Origin of the sequence: Erythrobacter sp. (assembly GCF_024305245.1) — a bacterium.
GTDB lineage: Bacteria > Pseudomonadota > Alphaproteobacteria > Sphingomonadales > Sphingomonadaceae > Erythrobacter.
Genome location: NZ_JAMWYX010000006.1, coordinates 155,600 through 167,127 on the forward strand (window position 1 = coordinate 155,600; position 11,528 = coordinate 167,127).

At 59.9% G+C, this 11,528-nt stretch carries 5 protein-coding genes and 1 pseudogene; all 6 read left to right on the forward strand.

The genetic code is table 11. The features are described from left to right. The first annotated feature begins 144 nt into the window (after positions 1-144). The 6 genes and pseudogenes from Q0L48_RS10575 to Q0L48_RS10600 all read left to right on the forward strand — a co-directional run bounded on the left by Q0L48_RS10575 (position 145) and on the right by Q0L48_RS10600 (position 11,524). Positions 145-1,371 carry a TIGR00341 family protein gene (locus tag Q0L48_RS10575; RefSeq protein ID WP_296720673.1) on the forward strand — a complete coding sequence of 409 codons (1,227 nt, stop codon included), beginning with the start codon at positions 145-147 and terminating at the stop codon, positions 1,369-1,371. Between the two features lie 297 nt (positions 1,372-1,668). Continuing rightward, a complete protein-coding gene (locus tag Q0L48_RS10580; protein ID WP_296720675.1) occupies positions 1,669-2,505 on the forward strand; it encodes an aspartyl protease family protein in 837 nt (278 codons plus the stop codon). Between the two features lie 62 nt (positions 2,506-2,567). Beyond that, complete coding sequence (locus Q0L48_RS10585; RefSeq protein WP_296720677.1) at positions 2,568-3,380, forward strand: hypothetical protein; 813 nt, start codon at positions 2,568-2,570, stop codon at positions 3,378-3,380. A gap of 88 nt (positions 3,381-3,468) precedes the next feature. Next, the gene (locus Q0L48_RS10590) at positions 3,469-4,743 is read left to right on the forward strand and encodes an Hsp70 family protein (RefSeq protein WP_296720680.1); all 1,275 of its coding nucleotides are present in this window, start codon (positions 3,469-3,471) and stop codon (positions 4,741-4,743) included. Between the two features lie 315 nt (positions 4,744-5,058). Continuing rightward, positions 5,059-5,345: pseudogene (locus Q0L48_RS10595) on the forward strand (integrase core domain-containing protein); the annotation flags it as partial. A gap of 185 nt (positions 5,346-5,530) precedes the next feature. After that, positions 5,531-11,524: a DUF3320 domain-containing protein gene (locus tag Q0L48_RS10600; RefSeq protein WP_296720683.1), complete on the forward strand. Its 5,994-nt coding sequence runs from the start codon at positions 5,531-5,533 to the stop codon at positions 11,522-11,524. The last annotated feature ends 4 nt before the right edge of the window (positions 11,525-11,528 follow it).

Genomic DNA, 11,528 nt, shown 5'->3' on the forward strand with positions numbered 1-11,528 from the left:
CGCGGGCGGCGGGATTTCGATTTTCCATCCATCATCAGTCACTTCCGGCCCGCCAGCGCTATCACAAAACCTGCCGGGCAGCTTCGAAGATCTTTTTGCCAAAAGCGGTCTGGCAGCTAGCGACCCCGTCGTGGTCGATGGACCATGGGGCCTATTGATGGGCTGAAAAGCTCGATGTTGAGACCAAAGCTGGTTTTCACCATCACCCTTCCAAATCAATATCACCTTGCCACAAGGCCGGGACGGCCACCGCACTGGTTCGAATGGTCAGGTTCCCTTACATCAAGGGCAATCGATCATATCGGGGTGGAGGGATCAATGTCAGCTAGGCTTGTCCAAATATATCTGCCGGAAGATCAGATCGCGCAGCTGGAAACAATTTTACCGCGTCATACGCGACGGTTCTGGCGCGAAACCCTTCCGGGCGCGCAGGAGAAATACACCTGCATCGTCCAGCAGCGCTACACTGAACGTCTGTTGATCGATCTGGAGGATGCGTTTGCCGCTGTGCCTTCCTTCACGGCCCATGTTGCGCAGTTGGAAGCCGTGTTGCCTGCAATTGAGGAAAGCCCGGCAACCGAACTGCCGCTGACGAGCGATTTGGCGCCGCCCACATGGCTGGAGCGCTTCTTCAGCCGCGATCGACTGAGCACTGATGAGCTTTACGATGACATTGCAGAAAGCTTGCACGTCCGCCCTTCCTTTGTGCTGACGGTGACCTTGTCGGCGATCATTGCCGGACTTGGAATGCGCAGCGGGCAGGTTGCTGTGGTGATTGGCGCAATGATTATCGCGCCCCTGCTTGGCCCTACAATGGGATTGGCACTGGCGGCGACGGTGGGTGACTGGAAGTTGGGCCGGCAGGCGTTTGCGACACTGGCGCTGGGTTGTGCGCTAGCAATCGTGGCGGGCATGGTGATCGGCATGATATTGACGATTGAACCGTCCACCTCTGAATTGCGAAACCGCACGCTGGTTCAGCCGGCCGATATTGCGCTTGCGCTTGCGTGCGGCGCGGCCGGGGTGCTGGCGTTCAGTCGCGGCGCATCGCTTGCGCTAGTGGGCGTGATGATCGCGGTTGCGCTGGTGCCGCCGCTGACCGCAGCGGGCATCTATACCGGCGCAGGATACCTCTCTGCGGGTGCAAGTGCGATGTTCCTGTTCACCATCAATCTGGTGTGCGTGAATGTCGCGGGCATCGCGACATTTCTGTTTCAGGGCCTGCCGCCGAAAAGCTGGCGCATCACGACCGGCATCATGCTGGTCTGGGTGTTCCTGCTGGGATTGCTGATGGCGATGATGGCAGGCCGGATATTGCTCGGCTTTGGCGCGTGGGAGGGCGCTTTCAGTTATCTTGGTAACAGCCGATAGGGAAGGTGCCGCCCAAGGCCGGCATCAGCTGAATGAAACGTTATGCTTGGCAATTGTCCACCCGCATCCCGCCAACCTCGTGCCATCCACTTCCCGGAAGCGACATGGCAGCTTGCGCTCCCTTCTGAAAATTCCTGCCATTCGGGGATCGAACCCAATATTGTCATCCTGAAAGCGGTTCGTGGCTCGGCAGTAGCAAGGAGGTGGAAATACAAGCCAGTGCGACGCCGAGCGAGAGCAGTTTGTCAGTGCCGCTTGTTCATCGGTCGAGAACGTGTGCCAACTTACTAACACACCATGCATGATTGCGGGATGTCACGTTATCTGATTGCGGCGTTTGCCGCGCTTTTCGCAGTTCCCCTGCACGCCGAAGACCTCGAAGTCCGGGGCGATCGCCTTTTCCTATCTGTCGAAGTCCACGGTGAGCCGGTTCAGGCGCTGGTCGACAGCGGTGCTGAGGTGACGATTTTCGACACCTCTACCGCCCGGCACTTGCGGCTCGGCAAGGGTGCCGCAGTCGAGGCAAGAGGAACCGGCGCAAGCACCACCCGCGCCGAACTCGTTAACAATATCAGCGTCACGGCACTGGGTCGCGACCTGCTGATCTCGACGGCTGCCATCATGGACTTGTCGGACGTGGGCGCGCGTCTTCTGAACGCCCCGCTTCCCATGATCCTTGGGCGCGAGCTGTTCGATGCCAATCGGGTCCTCGTCGATATCGAAGGCCGGCGGATAGAATGGCTGGACGACGTTGCCGTGCCGGAAGGTATCATGCTTGATCTTACGGCTGCGCACGGGATCGAGACCATCAAGGTCGGGTTTGGAGCCGCCGGGGAACAGGCGGCCGATTTCGATCTCGGCAACGGCTCGGACCTGCTGATCTCTTCCACGCTAGCCTCCCAGCTGGCGCTTACGCCCGTCGGCACGGAGGAAGGGGGCGGCATCGGCGGAGCGGTATCGCGGCCAGTGGTCTATGTGCCGGAGTTGACGATTGCCGGAAAAACCTTCCGCAATGTCCGGGCGCAGGTCTCCGCTGATGCCCGCGTTCATGCCAATGTGGGTGTCAGTTTGCTCCGCGAGTTCATCATCGTTACCGATTTTCCCAAGCGCCGCGTATGGCTCCAGCCGAGGTGATGTCCCAGATTGGGCAAGGTCTGCCCGGCGCTCCATGCCTGCATTGCGCGAGGAAAGTGCGTATGAACGCGATGTCAAACTGCCGGATCCTCACGATTGCGCTGGCATGCTTTGCCGCGATGGCCATGCTTTCCGGCTGCATGTCGGCCAGCGGACGCACAGGCGCAGACGCTCAGCCTCCCATCAACGTGATGGTGATAGCGACCTTGCATTCGGCCCATGCCGATAACCCGCGCTATTCGTATGACGATCTCTACACGATTGTCCGCGCATTCGCTCCAGATGCGGTCGGAGTTGAGATCCGCGACGAAGATATGCATCGCGACGCAAACTATCTTGCGGCCAATTATCCGCTGGAGATGCGAGAATTGGCGCGAGATTATGGATCGGGCGCGACCGGGCTAGACTGGCTCGGACACGATCTAGAGGGTCGAGCGATTCCGGTGGACTATTGGCGCGAGCAGAGCGAGATCAAGCGCTTGCAGCGCGATCTCAGCAAGCGGCCGGATCTTCGGTCGCCGCAAGTCGAGGCCGCCCAGAGGCAGCAGCAGCAGATTATTCAGTCCGCAACGGCTGCATCGCTCAACGATGGGCGCTACGATAAGGCAACGCGAGAGTATTATCACGCCCTGTCCGTGGAGCTTAGGGACACACCACTTGCGCCACTGAGCGCATTCTACGCCGAGCGAGATCGGCAAATTGCCCGCAACGCCTCGCGGGTGATCAAATCCCTGCTGGATCGGAAGTCCCCAGAGACCCGCGTGGTGTTTGTCGTCGGAGCGGATCACCGGGCATTTCTGATAGATGCATTGGTCCGTGATTTTGGAAACAAGATTACGTTGGTTCCAGTTGTTCAGGAGAAGACGGCACGATGATCTGGCCTGCGGGTTGAGCCGGTTGGAAATCTTCGACATGGCGTTCGGGACTGGTCATTCCCCCTTCCCACCCGTAACGGAGTTCGACATGATCGAGGCAATTGGCCTGGATTTCGGCACCACTAATACCGTCGCTGCGCTAGCGGACGGCGCAGGCGGGTCCGAACTGATCGAATTCCAATCCATGCAAACGAGCGGGGCAACATTCCGCTCCGCCTTGTGTTTCTGGGAGGATGACGGGATTGCCAGCGAGGCTGGCCCATGGGCGATCGAGGAATATCTTGAGAGCCCCTCCGACTGCCGCTTCGTTCAGTCCTTCAAGTCGGTGGTGGCGAGCCCGTCCTTTGAACGGGCGCTGATCTTTAACCGGCCATGCCGCTTTGAGGATATGGGCCAGCTATTCCTGCGCAAACTGGTGTCGCACGCGCGAGGGAAGCTGGACGAACGTCCCCGCCGGGTGATCGTGGGGCGCCCAGTCGAATACGCCGGCGCCCAGCCTGACAGCGATCTTGCGCGCGAGCGTTACCAGGCGATGTTCAGCGAGTTCGGGGTGGAAGTCCACTACGTCTATGAGCCGCTCGGCGCGGCGTTCAGCTACGCGACCCGGCTTACGGAGCCCGCTACGGTTCTGGTGGCCGACTTTGGCGGCGGGACGACGGACTTCTCGATCGTCCGGATCGCAGAACCTCGCGCGCCGCAACGCTGCACGCCCTTGGCCTCGTCTGGGATCGGGATTGCCGGTGATCGCTTTGACCAGCGCATTGTCGACCGGCTGGTGCTGCCGATGCTGGGGAAGGGCGGTCAATACCGATCGTTCGACAAGCTTCTGGATATTCCGAACGGCTGGTTTTCGGAATTCTCCGACTGGTCGCGGCTCGCGCTGATGCGCAACCGCCGGACACTCGACGAGCTGCGGCGCCTACAGCGCAATGCTGTGGATCCCATAGCGATCGAGCGGCTGATAGCGCTGATCGAACATGAGCAAGGTTATCCGCTTTATGATGCAGTCGGGCAATTGAAGCGGGCGCTGTCGGACCATGACAGCGCCACGTTCCGCTTTGATGGCGGCGGGCTGACAATCGCTGTCGAGGTCGAGCGAGCCGCCTTCGAGGCATGGATTGCCCCGGACCTGGTTCTCATAGAACAGGCACTCGACCGCGCACTTCTGCAGGCCGGTATCGCTGCGGAGGAGATTGACCGCGTGTTTCTAACCGGTGGCTCCTCGCTGATCCCCGCTGTGCGTAGCGTCTTCGACAGACGCTTTGGGACGGAAAGGATTGCGTCGGGCGGGGAACTCACCTCGATTGCGCACGGGCTGGCTATGTTTGGCTCGTTGGCCGAACCAGAGCTTTGGGCAGCATAACCGCTCTTCACGCGCTTGATCGGACACCTTCCACGAGTGTGATACGCCGATCAACCAGACGTTAGGTGCCGTTCTCTTTCAATGCTTCGCTGGGAAATTGGTCGGGACGAGAGGATTCCCGACCGGATCATCAACCTTACGCAGAAGCTCAGAAAATCCGCAGCATTTCCAATGATTTTCCAATTGCATCGGTTTGTGAATCATAATGTGAGCACAGTCAAGTGCACAGCAAGGTGCACAGTTCGCGTCTGACTTTCTGGCCACCGTAAGGCTGACAAATCGGTTCTGCGATGTGCCCCTACTGGTCGACGGAGAAGCCATGTGCGCTGCGCCCCGATGCATCCGCAAACCCAGGGCAAGATCGAGCGCTGGCACCAGACCCTCAAGAACCGCATCATGCTGTAAAACTACTTCCTGACCGGCGACCTCGAGGCCCAGATCGAGGCGCTCGTCGAGCACTACAACCACCAGCGCTACCACGAGAGCCTACTCCCGCCGATGTCTACTTCGGCAGGGCGCCTGCCATCATCAAACAGCGCGAAAAGATCAAACGACAGACCATCGAACATCGGCGCTTGCGACACCGCAAGCTCGCCGCCTAACATCAACCCACCGACGAGATTTGCTTTCCATTAATCTACGCCGCGAGTTGCGCCAAATGTTCTGACGACGGACATGCGAAAATGGTTACTTTGGTCTGATGGAAGCATTCACTTGAGATGGAACGAGATATCCGCTTCTTAATATCCTGAACGCTAGATGGGCTACTTCGATCGAAAGGCTCCGCATGGAAAAATTTGAACAGCCCGGTCCCTTGCAGCGTCCAGATGACGAACCAAATCCACTGACTCCACAGGTGGTCGCAGACGCCGCTGCCAGTTTCACCTATGCATCCTATCAGAACGCCGTTCCGGTTGTCAGGTCGATCACAATCAATAATGTGACTGCAAGGCAGTTCGATGATTGCCGCCTCTCGCTGACGTCCTCGCCGGCCTTTCTGCGCCCCAAAATCTGGACCATCGACCGGCTCGCTTCGGGAGATAGCCTCGCCCTAGCCGATCGCAAAGTGGAGCTGGACGCTGACTATCTCGCTGGGCTGAACGAGGCTGAACGCGGCGAAATTCGTTTGTCGCTCTCATCCCACGGTGATGTGCTGCACGAATGCGTCTTTCCTGTGCGGTTGCTGGCTCGCGACGAATGGGGCGGGGTCTCCGATATGGCGCAACTGCTGCCGGCGTTTGTGATGCCCAATGACCCCGGTATTGCCCAGACTTTGCGAGCGGCAGCCGAACAGCTTGTCGCGCATGGGCACCCGAGCGGACTGGATGGCTATCAATCCGGCTCGCCGCAGCGCGCCTATATGCTGTCGGCTGCAGTCTATTCTGCAGTCGCGGGGCTGGGTCTGTTTTACGCCGAGCCACCGGCGAGCTTCGAACGCAGCGGTCAGAAGGTCCGTCGTCCGGCAACCGTGATCGATCAACGGCTGGCGACTTGTCTTGATACCACCTTGTATTTTGCTGCGGCTCTGGAGGCAGCAGGACTTAACCCGGTGATCCTGATGTTCGAAGGTCATTCTGCTGCAGGCGTCTGGTTGACGCCGCGCACTTTTGGAAACGCAATCGAACCCGACCAGATGGAGGTGCGCAAGGCACTGGCATCTCGGGAATTGATCGTCTTTGAAACAACTGGTGTCACCCACCGTCCGGCAATGACGCTGGAAGCAGCACAAAGCGCGCTCGATCACAGGATGGGTGAGCACGAAGCGCACGGGTTTGTGGCCGCCATTGATGTGCGCCGGGCGCGCAGTGGAGGGATCATGCCGCTGGCATCGCACGAGCCGGCGCGGCGGGACGACAACCGACCTGACGATGGCGGGCAGACCCCAATGCCGCTTCCGGCAATGCCCTCGTTCACTAGTCTGGCGGCCGAAGAGGTGGAGGTGAAGCCGACAACCGCTGCGGGGCGTATCGATCGCTGGCAACGCAAGCTACTTGACCTCACATTGCGCAACCGCTTGCTCAACTTTCCTGAATCCAAGAAGACCATCCCTTTCGTCTGCACCGATCCTGCGTTTCTGGAAGACAGGCTGGCGGGCGGGACGGCCATCCGCATCATTTCGCTTCCCGCGCAGAACCCATTGGGGGAGCGGGATCCCGCGCTGTATCGCGATGTGCATGGCAAGGACATCCAGCGCGAATTTGCCGCTGAGGCGCTGAAACGCGACGAATTACCTTCACCGTTGGACACAGCCCAGCTAGACGCACGTCTGATCGATCTGCATCGTCAGGTTCGCAACGATTTTGCCGAGGGCGGTGCGAACACCCTCTTTCTGGCTGTGGGCTTCCTGCGATGGAAGAAAAAGCCGGAAGATGTGCGCACTTATCGCGCACCTCTGTTGCTGGTGCCCGTCAAGCTCGAACGCAGCAGTGCCAGCTCGCCTTTTCGCATCCGCTATCATGAAGATGAACCGCGCTTCAACGCAACGTTACTGCAGTTTCTTGAACGCGAGTTCGATCTGAAGCTGCCACAGTTTTCAGGCGAACTTCCGCTCGATGACAATGGTGTGGATGTGCCTAAGTTGCTGGCGCTGATGCGTCTTGCAGTTCGTGATGCGCCAGGAATGGAAGTTGTCGACGAGACCGCACTTTCCACCTTCTCATTCGCAAAATTCCTGATGTGGAAGGATCTGGTCGAGCGGACGGATGCCCTGCGCGAAAACCGCATGGTTCGCCATCTGATCGACACGCCCGAGGAGGCGTTCGGCGCGGACGACAGCTCTGGTGTATTTCATGAAGAAGCCGATATAGACCGCGCCTTTGCGCCAGCCGACATTGTCTGCCTGTTGCCATCCGATTCCTCGCAGACGGCGGCCAGCCTTGCTGCTGCTGCGGGGCGCGACTTCGTGATCGTCGGACCACCTGGCACAGGCAAGAGCCAAACGATTGCCAACATGATCGCGAACTGCCTTGCTGTCGGCAAAACGGTGCTGTTCGTGGCGGAAAAGACCGCTGCGCTGGACGTCGTCTATAGACGACTGCGCGAGCACGGCCTTGGCGATCGCTGTATCGAACTGCATTCGAACAAGGCCGATCGCAGGAACTTCCTCGGTCAACTCAAGGCGGCGTGGGAAAATGGAACGAGCGTCGATCCTGTCGAATGGGTGGCGAGCAACGAGCGGCTGCGCCTGCGCCGCGATACCCTCAACAATTATGTCGCGGCTTTGCACACTGTCTATCCCAATGGCTGGACGCCCTACAAGGCGCTGGGAATAGCTCTGAGGGCTTCGGCGGCGTGCGCGCCTGAGCTGTCATGGCCGCAGCGCGATGCACATGATGCTGCGACGTTACTGGAGCTTGAAGACCTGGCCGGAGAGCTTGGCCGGGTATTCGCGTCGATAAAGCGAGTGCCTGCGCTCGATACGGTCGACATCGCTGCCTGGAGTGCTGGGTGGCAGGAAAATATGCTCACTTCTGCGCAGTCCCTGCGAAATGCCACCGACCTGCTGGGCGGTGCATATGATGCCTATCAGGCGGCGCTTGGCATCCGATCAGCAGAGCCGGCAACATGGAATGAAATTGAGCAAATGGCTGCGCTGGCCAAGGCAGTTGAGGCGGGCAGGGAGCTTGATCTCACCATCGCGTTTGACCCCGCTTTTGCTCAATGCAAGGCTGCGCTGGATGGCCTGGGCAACGCGATTGCACGCTATCGCAATGCCGAACGCGCGATGGACGCGGCCTATGCACCCCGCGCAGTGCGTGATCTCGATCCTGATGCGCTCGACCGGCAGTGGCGCGAGGCGGACGCTTCGTTTTGGCCGATGTCGATATTGGGCAAGCGCAAGGTTCGTAAGCTGCTCCAAGGCTATACGGATGGCGGTGAAGCACAGCCGGAGGAAGACCTGCAGCATTTGCGGGAGATGAAGGAAAGCCTCGCAGCGATCGACGGCTGTGCACTGAATGGGTGCCCCTTGCCCGTGGATGGGCTAGATACCGACATGGCTAGGGTCGCCGACGTCCTGGAGCGAGCTGCGCGAGTGCGCCGCGCATTGCGTCTGACCGGCTATACTGACGATATGCGCCAAACGGTGGAGCGTTCGGTCGAGGCCTGCCTGCGCGATTCTGGCGACAAAAACCGGCTGTTGATGGCAGGATCGAGATTGCTGGCCGGAATAAACGGCTTTGACAGCGCGCGCGAAGAATTCAGCGCGGTGGCGGGACGCCGGGTATCCTTGACCGATTCCCCTGGAGGCCTCGCACGGCTCAGCGAAGAACTGAAGTCGCTGGTCGATGGCCGCCACCTGCTGCGGGACTGGGCAGCATGGTGCCAGGTGCGCAACCGTGCAGACGCGCGTGGTCTGTCTCCACTGGTCGAACAGCTCGAAGGCGGCCTGGTGGACGCTGATAACTCCCGGTCAGCATTTCGCACCGGCTATGCACGCTGGTGGCTTCCCCAGGTTCTGGATGGCGACCCGGTGCTGCGGGATTTCCGGCGCTTCCAGCACGAGAACGTGATCACGGAGTTTCGCGAGATCGATGATCTGGTGCGCTCGCATGCTGCATCGAGGGTGATCGGCGCGATTTCGCATGGCTTGCCGCCGGTGCAGGGTGTGCCCCGCAATTCCGAACTTGGCCTTCTGCGCCATCAGATGGAATTGCAACGCCCCAGCCAGTCGATCCGCGAGCTGATTGGCAAGATGCCCGAGACATTTTCCAAGCTTGCGCCATGCATGCTGATGTCGCCGCTTTCGATTGCGCAGTATTTCCCGCCCAATCAGTCGCTGTTCGATGTGGTGATCTTCGATGAGGCTTCGCAGATCACGACTTGGGATGCAGTCGGCGCGATTGCGCGTGGCCGCCAGACCATCATCGTTGGCGACCCCAAGCAGCTTCCGCCGACCAATTTCTTCGGCCGGAACGAAGTCGAGGAAGATGTCGCCGATCACGAAAAGGACCTTGAGAGCATTCTCGACGAGGCGAAGGCGGCCGGCGTTCCGGTGCGGGATTTGCGGTGGCATTACCGCAGCCGCAGCGAGTCTCTGATCGCATTTTCCAACCACCATTATTATAAGAACCGGCTGGTCACGTTCCCCTCGCCGAAAGTCGATGACCAGGCTGTGAGGTTGCAAAAGGTGCCCAATGGCATCTACGATCGCGGCAAGAGCCGGACCAACCGTATCGAAGCGCAGGCAGTTGCCGACGAAGCGGTTGCCAGGATGCGCAGTTGGCTGAAAATGCCCGAGAAGGAGCGCCCAACGCTCGGCATCATCACCTTCAACGCGCAGCAGCAGTCGCTAATCATGGATTTGCTCGATGCGGCCCGCCGCGAGCTACCGGAATTGGAATACTTCTTCGCCGAAGACCGCATAGAGGGCACGATCGTCAAGAATCTGGAAAACGTGCAGGGCGATGAGCGCGATGTCATCCTGTTCTCGATTACCTTCTGGAAAGATGCTGCGGGCAAGCTGACGATGGATTTCGGGGCTCTGAACCGCGACGGCGGCGAGCGGCGACTGAATGTTGCGGTGACGCGGGCGAGGCAGGAATTGATCGTCTTTTCTGGCTTTACCGCAGATCAGATCGACACCAGCCGCACCAAGGCGCTAGCGGTTCAGCATCTCAAGACCTTTCTCGATTACGCCGAGCGAGGCGCAATCGCTTTGCCTGCGCAGGACATCGGCTCGGTCGGAACCTTCGAATCGCCGTTCGAGGAAGCGGTGGCTGAGCGGCTGGAACAAAGTGGCTGGATGCTGGTGCCGCAGGTCGGCATATCGGGATTTCGCATCGACCTTGGGGTGCGCCACCCCGATCTGCCGGGTGCATATTTGGCAGGAGTGGAGTGCGATGGCGCGACCTACCACAGCGCGGCCACCGCGCGCGATCGCGACAAGGTGCGCGAGCAGGTGCTTACCGGGCTGGGCTGGAACATATTGCGCGTATGGTCGACCGACTGGTGGTTCGATGCGGCTGGCTGTGCGGCACGGCTGGACGGCCAGTTGAGCGATCTGCTCGCAGCCAGCCGGGAACGACAGGCCGCTGAAGCACAAGTTGCGGAGGCACTGCCAACCGGCCACTGGGACATGGGGCAAAAGATTGAGGATGCCGATACCATCGAGGACCATGATGCGGTGGTGGCTGAAGCTGCCCAAACTTACGTGTCAGAACCGGAAGCAATGCTGATACGCGGCAATGTCGCCAGCGTGGCACAGCCTTTGGCGCCGCCCGATCCGGTGGACGAACCGCACCCCGCCAAAGAGGCGTCAAAGCACTACCGCATCACCGACCTGTCCGGCTTCTCCGCACATCCTGATCGCTTTGCAACATTTGCCTATCGCGAAACCCTGCGCGCGATGGTCGATGCTGTGATGGAAGCCGAAAGCCCGCTGCGGACCGATATCCTCTACCAGCGGATCGCACGCGCGCATGGCTGGCAGCGCACCGGAGCACGGATCCGTGATCAGATTGCGCTTCATCTGCGCGACTGTGATCGGACGGAGGAATCGGTTGGCGAGTTTATCTGGAAGAAGGGGGCGGTGGTGCAGGTCCATCCTTACCGTAGCCCCGCAGACGACGACGCTCGCCGCGCTATCGCTGAGATTCCGCTCGCAGAGCTGGTATCGGTGGTGCTCGAAAATGAAGGCTTGGCCGAAATGCCCGATGCACCGCGCGACATGGCGCGGCTTCTGGGGGTAGACCGGCTTGCCGCTACTTCACGCGAACGGCTGGAAGAGGCCTTGGCCCGCGCTCGCGCCATTGCGTCCGCCACAAGCACAGGGATTGAATAAACGC